The sequence below is a fragment of the Rufibacter ruber genome, assembly GCF_014138425.1.
In the GTDB taxonomy this organism is placed as follows: domain Bacteria; phylum Bacteroidota; class Bacteroidia; order Cytophagales; family Hymenobacteraceae; genus Nibribacter; species Nibribacter ruber_C.
The window spans coordinates 1-14,897 of sequence record NZ_JACJIQ010000001.1 but is presented as its reverse complement, the minus strand read 5'-3'; the positions used below and the strand labels follow the sequence as shown (position 1 = coordinate 14,897).

Sequence of the window (14,897 nt, the reverse complement as noted above, 5' to 3'; positions counted from 1 at the left end):
TTTTGCCATTACAGAATATTTTCAAGCTGACCGTTAGAGATTTCTTCTTTGGTGAGGTCACGGGTGAGGCGGCCGTGCTGCAGGAGCACCACGCGGGAGCACTGCTGCATGATGGCGGGGTCATTGGAGATCACCACCACCGTCCAGGGCATGGAGGCCGCCAACAGGCGCTGGGCAATGCGCTGCCGCTGGCGCTGGCTCACATCTGGCAGAAAGTGGTCCAGCAGCAGCAGGTTAGGGCGCCGCACTATGCTGCGAGCCAGCGCCAGCCGCTGGGTAATGCTTTCTGGAATATCAGGTGCGTGGCTTCTCACCATGGTTTGCAACCCGTCTGGCAGCCCTTGCACAAAATCAGAGAGCTCTACACACTCCAGCGCCCAGAGCACCTTTTCCAGTGTCACTTCTGGCTGCCCCAGGGTAATGTTTTCCAGGATGGAACCCGCAAAGGGTGGGGCGGGCAACAGGAAAAGCCCCATCTGCCCGTGCAGCACCTCCGGGTCATACTCCCGCAAAGAAAGCCCGTTGTACACCACCACGCCTTCATAGGCGGGCAAGATACCCGCCAATACCTGCAGCAGCGTAGACCGTCCCGCCTGTTCTCCCCCGGCCAGACAGACTTTCTCCCCGGGCGCTACCGTAAGCTCCACCTCCTGCAACGCGGTTCTTTTTAAGCCGGCATATTGGTAAGACAGGGCTTTGGTCTGGAGGGAAATCCCTTGCTGAATGGTTGGGTTTCCCGTAGAAAGTTCTTTTTTCTCTTCAGAGGGGAGATCTGTCACCGCGCCCAGTTTCTCCAGACTGGTTAACACATCATACACCACATCCAGTTTCACCAGCAACTTCTCTACGGCGTTGATGATGAGGATTATGATGATCTCTGACGCCACAAACTGCCCCAGGTTGATTTCCTGGTTCACCAGCAGGAGGCTCCCCATCAACAGCAGGCTGGCGGTGATGATGGTTTTGAACCCCACAAACCCTATGTACTGGGCAATGAGTACTTTAAAGTGGGCTTCCCGCGCCTTAAGGTAGCCGCTGGTGTATTTGTCTGTCTTCTGCAACGAGAGCTTTTCATGGGAGGCTGACTTAAAGACCGTGATGCTGCGGGCCACTTCCTCCAGCCAGTGCACCAGCTTGTACTTGTATTTAGACTCTTCCAGGCTGGTACTCATGCCTTTGGGCCCTGTTACGCGCAGAATCAGCACCAGAATGGCAATGAGCAGCAACCCGAAGATGATGAAGTACGGGTGGTAAAAAGACAGCAGCACCAGCCCAAAAACAATCTGGATGGCGGCCGCCGAAAAGTCAGTGAGCATTTTGGCCAGCCCCTTCTGCAGGGAGATGACATCAAAGAACCGGTTCATCATCTCGGGGAGGTCCTGCACCGCCAGTTGCCGCCCCTCCAGGGTAGTGAGCTTGGTGACAAACTGGAACGCCTTGGTGGCGAAGATGCGCTGCTGAATAGTTTCTACCAGCGACAGCTGCATTACCTGCAGGCCACCCACCACCAGCACCCCCAGCACAATAAAAAAGATAAGGACGGAGACAGAGGTGACCAACTGCCCCCCAGACACAAACCCGATCAGGCTTTGGATGCCCAGCGGCAGGGAAAGACTTACCAGCCCAGAGAAGAGGGCGTAGATATAGATATAACCAATGATTTTCCGTTCAGATGCCAAAAGCATCAGGAACCGTTTCATTGGGCTTGGCTTTGATAGTTTAGTAGCGGCCATGGTCTATAGAGTTACTGTTACTGCAGGGGGAGCCCCCTCTGCTGAATGGCTCCAAACGCCAGGTGGGTTAAGAAGACACTTAGGTTTTCCTGATCGCCTGCCGGGTTTTCCTGCACCTCAGTAAGCGAAGGAAGATGTTGGGAGAAAAAACGGTGCTTGCGGGCAGCCTCAAAAAGCGTACTGACCAGCGAATGCGGATACGGATAGGCAGGGTTTATCTCTAACACCACCTGCCCCATTTTGTGGCACAGGCTCTTGTAGTCCTGAAAAAGGCCGTCTTTGTTATCATTGTCTACTTCTTTGGTAAGATATGCCTTAGAGGCCTCCAGCACCACAATGCGGGCCAGCGCCTCCACATCAATAGTTGTGTTCAAAGGTTCAGCGGTCTGGCGCTCAGACAGAATATTGATAAAAATCTTGAGCCGCTCTACCGGGTCTGCCACATTATGGGTGTGGTACCCAATGCGGTAGTCCAGCCAGTTCCAGTACCAGGAAACCAGGTACAGCAGCAGCTTGTGCTTATTTTCAAAATATCTGTAGACAGAGGCTTCAGTAGAGGAGATCTGCTGCGCCAGCTTCTTAAAGGTAAACTGCTCAAACCCCAGCTCATCTACCAGCCTGATGCTGTGCTTCAGAATGGCCTTCCCCAGTTCCGTCTGGTCGGGATCCCGCAGGTAAAGCCTTTCGTTCAGCTCAATTTTGATTCCTGTGCTCATCTTGCATAGTGTTTCTACAAATATAGTAAAGGTTTTAACATTAATAGTATTACTATTACAAATAAAATTAAAGCACTTAGAATACGCTGCTTAAACAGTTCAGCTTCTGCAATGTTTAACTACTGTCTGCTAAAACCCTTATCCGGTGCGCGACCCTGCCCGCGAAAGGGTTTTCTCAGTTTTGGGCCTGTTTTCAGGAAAACAGGCTAAAAACAGAAAAGGTGTTTCAAGCCTTCTGGGTAGGAGGCAGCTTCTGATTCATTACTGCCTGCGCAGCGCACCCCTGCTGCCCTTGAGGGGCTGGCTGCAAAGCACCTGTAGCAGAGGGGCCAGGTGACCGGGCCGGCAACAGCTCATTTTCTTTCTGCCCCGCTTCCTTCTGTTTTAGGGTTGTTTTGGCGAAAACAGGCCAAAAACGCCAGCCTGCCTGCAGCCGCCAACCCAGCCCCTGGCCCTTCTCCCCTTGCTTAACAATTCCTTAACACAGCAGTAATATTCAGGCAATACTGTGGCTCTACTTTTGTATCAGGAAAATAGAAAACACTCTTTCTGCCGAGACTACAGAGGTAGTTGTTTCTCTCCTCCTAAACGAATATAGTTTTCTAACCTATCTACCCACATTCACGCTGACATGTGCCTGAGAGCCTGACTATCTCCCTCGCACCCGCATAGAGATAAAAAAAACATATTTTCTACTTCTTACTTCTGTTATGTTCTCACCCATTAACAAAGTAGTAGCTGCCTCTTATTTTCTTAAAATAAGCGCTGTCGCTGCATGTATGCTTACAGCACCCGTTGCCATTGCCCAAACCACCACGTCTGCAGACTCTATCACCGCCACCACTGTCCAGGGCGCTGGGGCTGACAAAACCCGGTGGTATGACAAGATTTCCTTGAGAGGCTATGTACAGGTGCGTTATAACCGCTTGCTGGAAACCAACCCCCAGCTTAAAACAGAATACGACAAATCAGTGGGCGACAAAGGAGGTTTTTTAATCAGGCGAGCCCGTCTGGTATTGAGCGGCGACATCAGTGAGCGCGTGTATCTCTATATTCAGCCAGATCTGGCCTCCTCCCCTTCTAACTCCTCCCTGCATTACGCCCAGCTGCGGGATGCTTATTTTGACGTGGCCCTTACTAAAAAAAAGGAGTACCGCCTGCGTGTGGGCCAGAGCAAGATCCCGTTCGGGTTTGAGAACATGCAGTCCAGCCAAAACCGCCTGACCCAGGACCGCGCTGACGGCCTCAACAGCGCCCTGCCCAATGAGCGGGACCTGGGGCTTATCTTCTACTGGGCACCCGCCCACATCAGGGAGAGGTTCAGTGAACTGGCCAGCAGAAGATTGAAAGGGTCTGGGGACTATGGCGTCTTTGCACTGGGTGTCTACAATGGGCAAACCGTGAACCGGGCAGAAGCCAATAACAACCAGCACCTTGTTACCCGGGTAAGCTACCCCATTGCCCTGAAAAACGGACAGATTATTGAACCCAGCCTGCAGGCATACACCGGCACGTATACCGTCACCGCTGACCAGCTGAGCAGCAACGCCATCAAAGGCGGTGACTTCAAAGACCGGAGAGTAGCCGCCAGCCTGGTGGTGTATCCCCAGCCGTTCGGGTTTCAGGCCGAATACAACCTAGGGGAGGGCCCGGAGTTTGACCCCGCCACCAGCACCATCAAAACCAAGCCATTAGAGGGTGGTTACGCCCAGGCCATGTACTTTTTCAAAGTTGCCGGGCAGGCCTTCATCCCGTTTGTAAAAGCCCAATACTATAACGGCGGCAAGAAATCTGAGACAGACGCCCGCCACAGCAAAGTGTATGAGACTGAACTGGGGGTAGAGTGGCAACCCATGTCAGCGTTTGAACTGGCGGCCCAGTACACCATCTCAGACAGAACCACCCAAGACGCCAGAAACCTGAACAACCGCCAACACGGGCAGTTCCTGAGACTGCAGGCCCAGTTCAATTTCTAAGCCCCCTATTTCAGACAACAACAATTCTAACCCATAGACACCACTTCTTACCAGACTCTTATGAAAAGCAACAAGGCATCTCTGTTCAACCTGAAGGCGGCCCTGCTCGTGAGCGGCGCCCTGTTCTTCAGCGCCTGCGGCGGAAACAACAAAGAAGGCAACAGCTCAACAACTGCGGGCGACAACCTTACCGGCAGCATCCAGATTGACGGGTCCTCTACCGTCTACCCTGTCACAGAGGCGGTAGCCGAAGAATTCAGGGCCGAAGCCCCGGACGTGAAAGTAACCGTGGGGGTTTCTGGCACCGGCGGAGGCTTCAAAAAATTTGTGCGCGGCGAAATAGACATCAACAACTCTTCCCGCTCCATAAAAGAGGAGGAGGCCGCCACCGCCAAAGAGAACAACATCTCATACCTTGAGCTGCCAATCACCTATGACGGCCTCACCGTGGTGGTAAACCCAGAAAACACCTGGGCTACCAGCATGACGGTGGCAGAGCTGAAGAAAATCTGGGAGCCGGCCGCCCAAGGCAAGATCATGCGCTGGAACCAGATCCGTCCGGAGTGGCCCAATGAGGAGATTCACCTTTTTGGGGCCGGGGTGGAGTCAGGCACCTATGACTATTTCACTGAGGCCATTGTAGGCAAAAGCCACTCCAGCCGCGGCGACTATACCGCCTCTGAAGATGACAACGTGCTGGTGCAAGGCGTGTCTACAGACAAAAACGCCCTGGGCTTTTTCGGTTACGCGTACTTCCTGGAGAACCAGGGCAAGCTGAAGGCCGTGGCCATTGATGACCAGAACGACGCCAACGGCAAAGGCGCCATCCTGCCAAGTGTAGAGACGGTGAAAAACGGCACCTACGCCCCACTTTCAAGGCCCTTGTTCATCTACATCAACTCCAAAGCCGCAGCCAGGCCAGAGGTGGTGCAGTTTGTGAACTTCTACCTGGACAACGCCAGCGACCTGAGCAGCGAGGTGGGCTACATTCCGCTGCCCGCCGAAGAGATCCAGAAGCAGAAGCAGAAGTTTCAGGAGTTTGCCTCCGGCCTGAAAAAGTAACGACCACCCTATCCTGTTTTCGGCCTGTTTTTCAGAAAACAGGCTGAAAACAGAAACTTCACACTCATTCAACGCGCTGTTTGGGTTCTGACACGCTCACACGGGGATTGGAAATCCCCAACAGACAACCCCCGGATTAGAAATCCGGAAGAGCGATGAAGGGCGTTGGTGCAATGGAAGAACGGGTTCAGCTTTGAATCCGCAGTTTCCGGATTAGTAATCCGGAAGAGCAAGTAATTCCGGAAGTGAAGAAAGAGCAGCAAATAGCTAGGGCTGTAATCTCATACCCCAGGCAGTTCAGAAAACGCACCACAGGCCTGAGAATTCCCTGACAGCACACCTAGGGGCTGGAAAACCCGAAGTGCGTAACGGTGAAGAGCGAAAGTGGCCTTTTATCAAGCAAATCAATCCTTTTCCTGTTTTGGAGCTATTTTCTGAAAAACAGGCCGGAAACAGGAAAAGGCAAAGACACAACAACAAAAATAACCAACCAGCAGCTTGAAAGCATCAGAGAAATTTATTGAGACCCTCTTGTGGCTGGCGGCGGTCATTACCATCCTGATCACCGTTGGGATCATCTGGGTGCTGCTGTCAGGGTCTATCCCGTTCTTTCAGGAGGTTTCAGTGGTAGACTTCCTCACCGAAAAAGAATGGACGCCCCTGTTTGCGCAGAAGCATTTTGGCATTCTGCCGCTGGTGGCGGGCACCTTCCTGACTACCGCCATTGCCATTGCCGTGGCCTTGCCCATTGGCCTGACCATTGCCGTTTACCTGAATGAGTATGCCCCCGGCGGCCTTAAACGCACCATTAAGCCAATACTGGAGGTGCTGGCCACCATTCCCACGGTGGTGTACGGCTTCTTTGCATTGACCGTGGTGACCCCGTTCCTGCAGAACTTCATACCGGGGCTGGCTGGTTTTAATGCGCTGTCACCGGGCATTGTGATGGGCATTATGATCATTCCCATGATCTCCTCCCTGAGCGAAGACGCCATCAGCTCGGTCCCCAAGGCTCTGAAGGAAGCCGCTTACGGCATGGGCTCCACCCGCTTACAAACCGCGTTCAGGGTAATGGTGCCGGCGGCCAGCTCAGGCATTATTGTGTCAGTGATTTTGGCCATCTCCAGGGCCGTGGGCGAAACCATGATTGTGGCCATTGCCGCCGGTCAGCAGCCGCGCCTCACGTTGAACCCGCTGGTGCCCGTTGAGACCATCACCACCTATATAGTGCAGGTGAGCCTGGGCGATGTGCCGCACGGCTCCCTGGAGTACCGCACCATCTTCGCGGCGGGCATTGTGCTGTTTATTTTCACCTTCGGGCTGAACAACCTCAGCTTCTGGATCAAAAAGAAATATCAGGAGAAGTATGACTAATACCACCCGCAATAGAATCAAAGACAAGGCCTTCCAGTTCTTTGGCGTATTCTGCCTTCTGGTGGGGCTGGTGTTTCTGGGGGCGCTGCTGGTAGACATTGTGACCAGGGGCATGGGCCGCATTGACTGGGACTTTCTCACCAGCCTGCCCTCCCGCCGCGCCAGCCGCTCGGGCATCCTTACCGCCTGGGCCGGCACCCTCTGGATTCTGGTTCTCACCAGCCTCATCGCGTTCCCGCTGGGCATTGCCGCCGGGGTGTACCTGGAGGAATACACTAAGAAGACTAAACTTTCTTCTTTTCTGGAAATCAACATAGCCAACCTGGCGGGGGTGCCGTCTATTATCTACGGTCTGCTGGGCCTGGAGGTCTTTGTGCGGCAGATGGGCCTGGGCGCGAGCCTGCTTTCCGGGGCCTTAACCCTGTCCCTGCTGATCCTCCCCATTGTGATTGTGACCACCCGTGAGGCCTTGAAAGCCGTGCCGCAGACGGTGCGGCAGGGATCCTTCGCCCTGGGCGCCACCAAATGGCAGACCACCTGGCGGCAGGTGCTGCCCGCCTCGTTCGGCGGAATCCTGACGGGCGTGATCCTGGCTTTGTCCAGGGCGGTGGGGGAAGCGGCCCCGCTCATTGTGGTGGGTGCCCTGGCCTACGTGCCGTTTGTGCCGTCTTCCCCCAATGACGAGTTCACGGTGCTGCCCATCCAGATCTTTAACTGGACCTCCCGGCCCCAGGCCGAGTTTCTGGTGAACGCCGCGGCGGCCATCATCATGTTGTTATTTATTACCTTCCTGCTGAACGGCATTGCCGTGTACCTGCGCAACCGGCAGCAGAAAAAAATTAAGTGGTAAGCGCACAAAAGCAATGAGCAAAAAACAGATAAAAATAGAGGCAAGAGACGTCAACGCCTACTACGGCAGCTTTCACGCGCTCAAAGGCATCAACATAGCCATGGAAGAGCGCACCGTCACCGCGTTCATTGGCCCGTCTGGCTGCGGGAAATCAACCTTCCTGCGCCTGTTCAACCGCATGAATGACTACATTGACGGCTTTAAAACCGAAGGTGAGATTCTCCTGGACGGTGAGAACATCTATGCCCGGAAAGTACAGGTAGACGAGCTGCGGAAGAAGGTGGGCATGGTGTTCCAAAAACCCAACCCCTTCCCCAAGAGTATCTACGAGAACGTGGTCTACGGCCTCAAGATCCAGGGCATCAACAGCAAAGCCGCCCTAACGGAGGCCGCTGAGATAGCCCTGCGCCAGGCCGCGCTCTGGAACGAGGTGAAAGACAAACTCAACAACTCTGCCCTGGCTTTGTCTGGCGGGCAGCAGCAGCGCCTGTGTATTGCCCGGGCACTGGCCATCTCCCCCTCTGTGCTGTTGATGGACGAACCGGCCTCAGCCCTGGACCCCATCTCCACGGCCAAGATTGAGGAGTTGATCCATGAGCTGAAGGAGCAGTACACCATTGTGATTGTAACCCATAATATGCAGCAGGCGGCCCGCGTAAGTGACACCACTGCATTTTTCTACATGGGCGAACTGGTGGAGCATGCCAAGACCAAAACCCTGTTCACCAACCCCAGCGACAAGCGCACCGAAGACTACATCACCGGCAGGTTTGGCTGATCTGCCAGCAGATCTGGTGAATTGCGTTTTGGGGCTGTTTTCCTGAAAACAGCCCCAAAACGCAAACCTTCCCCTGTTCCACCCTCCTTACTTCCTGCGGGAAAAACTGTATTTTTATTCACGCCTTACTATTGCAGCAAACGCTTATAGATATGAACCATTTAGAGAAAGAGCTCCTCGCTATTAAAAACAAGGTCAACGAAATGTGGAGCTTGGTGGAGTTTCAGGTATTGGCCGGGAAAGACGCTCTTCTGAACGGGGACCAGGAGCTGACCAAAAAGATCATCAAACGCGGCCGCAAGGTAAACGCCTATGACATCAAGATAGACCGCATGTGCGAAAACATTTTCGCGCTGTACAACCCCGTAGCGGTAGACCTGCGCTGGCTCATGGCCATTCTGAAAATAAATGCCAACATTGAGCGCATTGGTGACTCCTCTGAAGGCATTGCACGCCTGGTGAAAGAAGCCAAGGCCCCCATTGACCCGGAGCTGCTGCAGGTGACCCGGGTACTGGAAATGTATGAAGCCGCAGAAACCATGCTGGCAGAAGTGCAGCGCGCTTTCTATGAGGAGAACACCGCGCTGGCCCGCGCGATCATTAAGCGGGACAAACTGCTCAACAAGATCCACGTGAAAACCGACCAGGTGATCATCAAGTACATACAGGCCCACCCTGAGAATATTGCCCAAAGCCTTAAAATATCTGGCATCATCAGAAAACTGGAGCGCATTGGCGACCAGATCACCAATATAGCCGAGGAAATTATTTTCTACGTAGACGCCAAAGTGGTGAAGCACAAAGACAAGGCAAAGAAAAAGAAGAAGAAGGGCGGCGAAGACAAACCTTCTGGCACCACGCCTTCTTTATAAATGCTACACACAAAAAAGCCCTGGCCCCTTACAGTAGTCGGGGCTTTTTTTGTGTGTATTAAAGCCGTTAAGAGCTTTCTATTTTACACCAAGGCGCCAGCGTCTGCTTGTGTCTTACAGGAAGGATGGCTCCCTGGTTTAGGGCTGTTTTCTGAAAAGCAGCCCTAAAACGGCGGCACAAGCACATGACGGCATCCTTGAACCCTTACAGGAGATAAAGAAGAAATTCTGTACAGGGCTTTTTTATTCACTGTAGTCCTCTATCTGAAACACTACCGGCTTCCCTTTCTCCCGTCAAACAAATCTACGCTTACAACACCTGCTTCTATTCTCTCAGGCAGTCTACCGGAGCAGACACCGCCACTATTTATAAAATTCAATTACATTATAAAAATACTTATAGTCTACCTCTTTAAAATTTTCACAAACACACCCATAAGTATCTATCAGTAAATAAAATAGGCTATTATTAGCGAAATAATAAATTTATATAGTACTTTTAACATTCCTAATAATATACAATTCAACCTTATCAATGACAGAGAAATTTACTACCCATGCACATGTTGTTTGTGAAGGTGAGGGCGGTGACATCTTGTTTAGATGGCAAGGAGAGGTGATTGCGCAGGAATTTTACGAGGCAGCAACCAGCTTGCTGGAATTCTCCAAAGCCTACCCCAGCCCCAGCTGGCTTATTGACCTTCAGGAAATGGGTCCTATCCCCGTTGATGACCAGAGTTGGCTTTTCACAGAGTGGCTCCAGCAGTTCCTGCAGTTACGTTTGAAGAAAATTGCCTTGATCCCTTCTATGTCAACAGACAACCAGATGGCGATTGAATACCTGATCAGAGAAGCAAAAGCCGTGGCTACGTTTGACATCCAGTTTTTTGGCGAACTGGACGAAGCCAGGGAGTGGCTCACAGGAAGCGTACACCAGGAGACTTCACAGATTTAATACAAAGGTAACGTTATAGCCCCTCCACCAGTGGCACCGCCTGCTAAAACTGCCTACCTTTGCAGCTTAGCAGCACCTCTTACATGAAAAAAATTTTACACCCTCTTCTGGCCCTGATTCTTTTTATCTGGGCCAGCCAGTCACTTAATGCCCAAACCACCCCTCCTGCCAGTCTGGGGGGCGCAGAATTAAAAGCCTGGCTACGCCAAAACTGGTATGACGGCAAACGGCAGGTTTTAGACTATGGCACCGCCCGGGGCCGCATGTACAACTACATTGACAACTATGACAACAAGGTGACATGTGTTTACTCTGGTTATCAGCAGTCTTTTACGTTTAGCCGCACCGGCACCTCTACCAGTATCGCCAACATCAACTGTGAGCACACAGTACCCCAGTCTTGGTTTGATGAAGTAGTCAGAATGCGCTCAGATATTCACCACCTCTTCCCCACGGTAGACAAATGGAACAGTGCCCGCGGCAGTGATCCATTTGCTGAAATCCCAGACCGCCAAACTACCACCTGGATCAGGGGTATGACTCCCGTTACGTCTATTCCTACCAGTGATATTGACGAGTACAGTGAAGACACCAACTCCCAGTTTGAACCCCGCGAAGACCACAAGGGCAACCTGGCCCGTGCCATTTTCTATTTTTATACCATGCATGAGCTCCAGCGTTTTGACCCTGGAATGGAGCAGATCAGCGCTGCGGCCAACCTGCAGACACTGTACCAGTGGCACCTGCAAGACCCCGTTGATGCCCGGGAACAGGAGCGTAACAACCGGGTAGAAGAGGTGCAGGGAAACCGCAACCCTTACATAGACTACCCGGAACTGGTTGCCCGGGCCTATGGCTTAACGCCGGTGGCCTGCTCTGCCACCACCCAGGCCAGCCAGCCCGTTTTTAGTGAGGCCAGCCCTACCTCGTTCAAACTCACCTGGACCAACGGCTCCGGTGACCGTAGATTAGTGGTGGTCAAAGAAGGCTCTGCCTCGTCTTTTACCCCTGCCGGTGCCTATACCACAGGGGTTAATCCCAACTTTTCTTTGGCAACAGACCAGGGCAACGGTCATAAGATAGTCTATGCCGGTGCCCAAAGCACTGTGACCGTCACGGGCCTTACCGCCAACCAAACGTACCATGTGCAGGTGTTTGAGTTCTGTAACAGCAGCAACACCTACAGCAGCAGCCCTGCCCCTGCCGCCCACATCACCTTGCCAGATTTTGCCTGCCATGGCGCCCCATCACAGGGAGTTACAAATGTGACCACCCCTGCCATCACCGCCTCTGGCTTTGCGGCAACCTTTTCCGCAGGCACCGGAGACAGCCGCCTTTTGGTACTGAAGGAAGGCACTGCCTCTACTTTCACTACCCAAGCCGGAACCGCTTACCAGGGAGCTACTGCCAATTTCACGTCTGCCCCTTTGTTAGCAGACGGGTCGCGTCTCCTTTACCAGGGAGCGGGCACTTCAGTCACTGTTACAGGGCTTCAACCGGGCAGAACCTATTATCTAACCGCCATTGAAGCCTGCTCCAATGGCTGGCAATATGCCACCGGCTCATCGGCCGTTGAAATCACCACCCTGACCGGGGGCGGTACCGGGCCAGCGGGCACCATTGCCCAGCAAACCTTTGAAGGCACCCAGGAAGACGGCTGGGCGGTAACCTCCGGCTTTTCCAGTTCAGACAACAACTCCGGCTATCCTGCCGGGCAGCGTGTACGAAATGGCTCCAGATCCCTGCAGGCTAACAATACCACCAAAGAAGTTATTTTCCAGAACGTTTCTACTGCCGGCTTTGAAAAGATGGCCGTAGAGCTGTTTAACAGCTCTGTCTCTGGCTCTGAAGCAAACGGCATGGATCTTAATGATTTCATTGAGGTGTATGTAGCTTTGAACGACGCCCCTTTCTCCAGCACCCCAGATATAAAAATCACCGCAGACGCTTCTGACAGCAACATTAGGTACGGCATGGATGGCACCGGCGCGCTGGAAACCGCCGCAGGCAGTCCAATTTCCAAAACACTACTTAAATCAAGCACCCAAGGCAACCTGCCGGCCAACCTGGCACCTTCGCGCCTCAAGGTAACGGTACCAGACGGAACCACTTCTGTCAAATTAAAGGTGATTCTGAAGAACAATAACTCCAATGAGATCCTGAACCTGGATGATGTCACGCTCTATGGCACCCCATCTGCCTGCACCTTTGAAGGCGGCGCGTTGGCAGGAAGCGATGTAACCCTTTGCGTGTCGGCCTCTGGCACCCTTGGCACCGCTCCCGTGTCTGGGTACACCTACCGGTGGTCTCCCGCCACCGGCTTGTCAAATGCGGCCATTGCCAACCCAACGGTCACCTTCTCTTCTGCCCAGAGCATAGAATACACCCTTACCGCCACCAATGCCAGCGGGTGCACCTCTGCAGACAAGGTAACCGTTACAGCCGTAGCAGCCCCAGGCACCCCAACCATCAGCTTGTTGAATGGGAATGTTTTGCAGGCCAACCCTGCCGGGTTCAGCTATGAATGGAGAAAGGATGGCGTGCCCCTTGAGCAAGAGGGGGCCACCCATACGGTACTGGCTTCAGGGCGTTATTCTGTAAGGGCTAAGAATGAAGAAGACTGCCTCTCAGAATGGTCAGCAGAATACGTGTTCCAACAGACTACCACCGGTGTGCTGGAAGACTTAAACAGCGTACTCTCCCTCTACCCCAACCCTACTTCTGGCCTGGTCACCGTGTCTCTCCCAGACGCCCAAAAAGTGACTGGGATTCAGGTGTACAATTCACTGGGCCAGCCAACACAAGTGGCCACCGCCACCCGCCAGGGGGGGCTGCTGCACTTCAGCCTGGCACACCTGGGCAAGGGCATTTACCTGGTACACCTGCAAACTGACCACGGGATACTGGTACGCAGGGTATTGGTTCAATAGAAACACCCACCGTCTCTGCATAAAAAAAGCGGGAGCGTCTTTCCACCAGAAGGCCTCCCGCTTTTTTATGCCATCAAAGTTCAGTGGTGGAGCGGCTCTGCGCCCCAGCATACCGGTGCCTGGGTTTCAGCCACAGCAGCTCGCCGCAGAAGCGTCTTGCAGATCATACCCCAGCTGCTTCAGGTAGATTGCCTTTAACTGCGCAAGCCTGTCCCAGGAGGCTTTTTCCAGCTGCTCACCAGTGGCAAACCCTTCATTTCCCCGAGCAGTCTGCGGCTTCTGCACCGCTTCCTGCACCCCAAAAGCCAACAGCTGCTTTTTCATATTCTTTTGGTAAAGCATAGACAAGAGAGTTTAAATGTTACTCTAAATTACGCTTCCCCATTTTTGGAAACTTAAAACTTAGCCCTATCGGTTTACCCTCACGGTGAATCCCTTCTACTGACCGACGAATTAAAAAAGTACAAATAAAACACAGGATTCAGAAGCAGATTTGCCATATCTCCTTAAAACTGTTATTTTTACAATTATCCTATAATTAATACCGAAACCAAGATTTTACTCTTGAATGCCAGTACTACCCACCTCTGTTTACCAGGCCCCGTTTTACCTGTTTAACGGCCATCTGCAGACCATAGTCCCCAGCCAATTGCGGCAGAGCCTTCGCATTCAGTACACAAGAGAGCGTATTGACACCCCTGACCAGGACTTCCTGGATTTAGATTGGGCCGAAGTGAATTCTGAGACATTGGTGATCTTATCTCACGGCCTGGAGGGTGACAGCCACCGCCCGTACATAAAAGGAATGGTGCAGGCCGTGAACAAAGCCGGCTGGGACGCCCTGGCCTGGAACTTCAGGAGCTGCAGCGGCGAACCGAACAACCTTTTACGCTCTTACCACATGGGGGCCGTAGAAGACTTAGACGTAGTGGTCAGGCATGCCCTGGCCAAGAAACCATACCGCCAGGTTTTCCTGATAGGGTTTAGCATGGGCGGGAATCTTACCTTGAACTATCTGGGGAACCAGCAGAAAGAGGTACCGGACCAGGTACAGCGGGCGGTTGTCTTCTCAGTTCCGTGCCATATGAAGAGCGCCTGCCTGCAATTAGCCAGGCCCGCCAACCGCCTCTACATGCACCGCTTCCTGAGAAGCCTGCACCAAAAGCTGCAGCAGAAAGCCTCCCGCTTTACCGTAGATTTAGCAGGCTACCACCTGATCAGGACCTTTCAAGAATTTGACGAACGGTACACGGCACCCTTTCACGGGTTCAAAGACGCAGATGATTATTATGAGAAGTGCAGCTCTGTGCAGCACCTGCATAAGATTCGTATTCCTACGCTGCTCGTGAACGCCCAAAATGACCCATTCCTCTCAAAAGAATGCTTCCCCGTGGAACAGGCAACCCGGAGCCCCTTCTTTTTCCTGGAGATGCCAGAACACGGGGGCCACGTAGGATTCTCAGAGAATTTTCTCAAAGGCCACTATTACTCAGAGCGAAGAGCGGTTGAATTTTTGAAAGGCAACGTGTAGCCCCTGTTTTAGGGCTGTTTTCTGACAATACTTCGGACATTTTAAGGTAGAAGGATAAAAAAGGGCAGAAGCACTGTTAGCGGTGTGTGAAAACTACTACGGCTTCCGCCCCCGGCCCCG

12 protein-coding genes are annotated in these 14,897 nt (G+C 52.9%); 9 read left to right on the top strand and 3 right to left on the bottom strand.

Annotated elements, in window-relative coordinates; all coding sequences use genetic code 11:
* Positions 1-8 precede the first annotated feature (8 nt).
* Together FHS90_RS00060 and FHS90_RS00055 are read right to left on the bottom strand one after the other, a co-directional pair.
* Positions 9-1,700 carry a peptidase domain-containing ABC transporter gene (locus FHS90_RS00060; RefSeq protein WP_182511112.1) on the bottom strand — a complete coding sequence of 564 codons (1,692 nt, stop codon included), beginning with the start codon at positions 1,698-1,700 and terminating at the stop codon, positions 9-11.
* Positions 1,701-1,750: 50 nt separating this feature from the next.
* Positions 1,751-2,449, bottom strand: a complete 699-nt coding sequence (locus tag FHS90_RS00055; RefSeq protein ID WP_182511111.1) for a TetR/AcrR family transcriptional regulator — start codon at positions 2,447-2,449, stop codon at positions 1,751-1,753.
* 779 nt (positions 2,450-3,228) lie between these two features.
* On the opposite strand from FHS90_RS00055, the gene FHS90_RS00050 reads away from it, so the two are divergent.
* The 8 genes from FHS90_RS00050 to FHS90_RS00015 all read left to right on the top strand — a co-directional run bounded on the left by FHS90_RS00050 (position 3,229) and on the right by FHS90_RS00015 (position 13,246).
* A complete protein-coding gene (locus FHS90_RS00050; RefSeq protein ID WP_182511110.1) occupies positions 3,229-4,425 on the top strand; it encodes a porin in 1,197 nt (398 codons plus the stop codon).
* A 60-nt stretch (positions 4,426-4,485) separates the two neighbouring features.
* Positions 4,486-5,487 carry a PstS family phosphate ABC transporter substrate-binding protein gene (locus FHS90_RS00045; RefSeq protein WP_182511109.1) on the top strand — a complete coding sequence of 334 codons (1,002 nt, stop codon included), beginning with the start codon at positions 4,486-4,488 and terminating at the stop codon, positions 5,485-5,487.
* 498 nt (positions 5,488-5,985) lie between these two features.
* Entirely contained in the window at positions 5,986-6,861 is an 876-nt protein-coding gene (gene pstC / locus FHS90_RS00040; protein WP_066829672.1) for a phosphate ABC transporter permease subunit PstC, read from the top strand.
* Complete coding sequence (gene pstA, locus FHS90_RS00035; protein ID WP_066829677.1) at positions 6,854-7,711, top strand: phosphate ABC transporter permease PstA; 858 nt, start codon at positions 6,854-6,856, stop codon at positions 7,709-7,711. Before pstC ends, pstA begins: the two co-directional genes overlap by 8 nt.
* Positions 7,712-7,739: 28 nt before the next feature.
* Positions 7,740-8,489, top strand: coding sequence for a phosphate ABC transporter ATP-binding protein PstB (gene pstB / locus FHS90_RS00030; RefSeq protein WP_241498909.1), 750 nt, complete (start codon positions 7,740-7,742; stop codon positions 8,487-8,489).
* Positions 8,490-8,641: 152 nt separating this feature from the next.
* Positions 8,642-9,361, top strand: a complete 720-nt coding sequence (phoU, locus tag FHS90_RS00025; RefSeq protein ID WP_066829683.1) for a phosphate signaling complex protein PhoU — start codon at positions 8,642-8,644, stop codon at positions 9,359-9,361.
* A 535-nt stretch (positions 9,362-9,896) separates the two neighbouring features.
* Positions 9,897-10,316, top strand: coding sequence for a SpoIIAA family protein (locus tag FHS90_RS00020; protein WP_182511108.1), 420 nt, complete (start codon positions 9,897-9,899; stop codon positions 10,314-10,316).
* Between the two features lie 83 nt (positions 10,317-10,399).
* On the top strand, positions 10,400-13,246 hold the full coding sequence (locus tag FHS90_RS00015; protein ID WP_182511107.1) for an endonuclease: 2,847 nt from the start codon (positions 10,400-10,402) through the stop codon (positions 13,244-13,246).
* A gap of 126 nt (positions 13,247-13,372) precedes the next feature.
* Here FHS90_RS00015 and FHS90_RS00010 read toward each other — a convergent pair whose 3' ends face one another.
* The gene (locus FHS90_RS00010; RefSeq protein ID WP_066829692.1) at positions 13,373-13,570 is read right to left on the bottom strand and encodes a hypothetical protein; all 198 of its coding nucleotides are present in this window, start codon (positions 13,568-13,570) and stop codon (positions 13,373-13,375) included.
* 244 nt (positions 13,571-13,814) lie between these two features.
* Here FHS90_RS00010 and FHS90_RS00005 point away from each other — a divergent pair, with 244 nt between their 5' ends.
* The gene (locus FHS90_RS00005; RefSeq protein WP_182511106.1) at positions 13,815-14,777 is read left to right on the top strand and encodes a YheT family hydrolase; all 963 of its coding nucleotides are present in this window, start codon (positions 13,815-13,817) and stop codon (positions 14,775-14,777) included.
* Positions 14,778-14,897: the final 120 nt, after the last annotated feature.

Excerpts from the sequence above, each read along its gene's own strand:
- pstA (WP_066829677.1), top strand. The coding sequence starts at position 6,854 with ATGACTAATACCACCCGCAATAGAATCAAAGACAAGGCCTTCCAGTTC.
- FHS90_RS00005 (WP_182511106.1), top strand. The coding sequence starts at position 13,815 with ATGCCAGTACTACCCACCTCTGTTTACCAGGCCCCGTTTTACCTGTTT.
- FHS90_RS00055 (WP_182511111.1), bottom strand. The coding sequence starts at position 2,449 with ATGAGCACAGGAATCAAAATTGAGCTGAACGAAAGGCTTTACCTGCGG.
- FHS90_RS00045 (WP_182511109.1), top strand. The coding sequence starts at position 4,486 with ATGAAAAGCAACAAGGCATCTCTGTTCAACCTGAAGGCGGCCCTGCTC.
- FHS90_RS00020 (WP_182511108.1), top strand. The coding sequence starts at position 9,897 with ATGACAGAGAAATTTACTACCCATGCACATGTTGTTTGTGAAGGTGAG.
- FHS90_RS00050 (WP_182511110.1), top strand. The coding sequence starts at position 3,229 with ATGCTTACAGCACCCGTTGCCATTGCCCAAACCACCACGTCTGCAGAC.
- FHS90_RS00015 (WP_182511107.1), top strand. The coding sequence starts at position 10,400 with ATGAAAAAAATTTTACACCCTCTTCTGGCCCTGATTCTTTTTATCTGG.
- FHS90_RS00060 (WP_182511112.1), bottom strand. The coding sequence starts at position 1,700 with ATGAAACGGTTCCTGATGCTTTTGGCATCTGAACGGAAAATCATTGGT.
- phoU (WP_066829683.1), top strand. The coding sequence starts at position 8,642 with ATGAACCATTTAGAGAAAGAGCTCCTCGCTATTAAAAACAAGGTCAAC.
- FHS90_RS00010 (WP_066829692.1), bottom strand. The coding sequence starts at position 13,570 with ATGAAAAAGCAGCTGTTGGCTTTTGGGGTGCAGGAAGCGGTGCAGAAG.